This is a genomic window from Acinetobacter sp. ABJ_C5_2, from assembly GCF_044538485.1.
In the GTDB taxonomy this organism is placed as follows: Bacteria; Pseudomonadota; Gammaproteobacteria; order Pseudomonadales; family Moraxellaceae; genus Acinetobacter; species Acinetobacter nosocomialis_A.
The window spans coordinates 1-668 of sequence record NZ_JBIUCS010000095.1 but is presented as its reverse complement, the minus strand read 5'-3'; the positions used below and the strand labels follow the sequence as shown (position 1 = coordinate 668).

General features: G+C 40.3%; 2 tRNA genes and 1 rRNA gene. All 3 read right to left on the bottom strand.

Annotation, left to right across the window (positions count from 1 at the left end):
* Nucleotides 1–108 (bottom strand): 23S ribosomal RNA (locus ACH8JV_RS19520); the annotation flags it as partial.
* A gap of 340 nt (nt 109–448) precedes the next feature.
* Nucleotides 449–524 (bottom strand) — tRNA-Ala (locus ACH8JV_RS19515).
* A 55-nt stretch (nt 525–579) separates the two neighbouring features.
* A tRNA-Ile gene (locus tag ACH8JV_RS19510) sits at nt 580–656 on the bottom strand.
* Nucleotides 657–668: the final 12 nt, after the last annotated feature.

Here is a 668-nt window from a genome sequence, read left to right as displayed (position 1 = left end):
CCGGATCAAAGGATATTTGCCGCCTCCCCGGAGCTTTTCGCAGGCTATCACGTCTTTCATCGCCTCTGACTGCCAAGGCATCCACCACATGCACTTAATTACTTGACTATACAACCCCAAACAGTCGATGTTACCTACAAGTTAGTAACTTCAACATTTCAGTTTAGAGTACTGTGTACTTAAACACTGTACAGCTTCAATCTAAATTCATATACCAAAACGCTTGATTCAGTTAATTTGCTAGTTCTCAATTCATCTAGATTAATTGCTTAATCTAAACTCTTGAGTGAACAATTTATTTCAGACTCAATTTTGCCAATCTGTTAATGAATAAACACGCCTTCGTCAGGTCATGCTTAATACCGTGATACTTAAATCACAGAAGTTAATAAACCAAGATCTAAATCTCTATTTACTAATTTCTGTAATCCGAACTTATCTTAAGTTCTGGTGGAGACTAGGAGAGTCGAACTCCTGACCTCCTGCGTGCAAAGCAGGCGCTCTACCAACTAAGCTAAGTCCCCAGCTTACATCATCAGTCATGTATCTTTTATCTATAACTTCAACCAGTCAAAGTCATGGTGGGTCTGACAAGACTTGAACTTGTGACCCCACGCTTATCAAGCGTGTGCTCTAACCAACTGAGCTACAGACCCTCAGATACATCT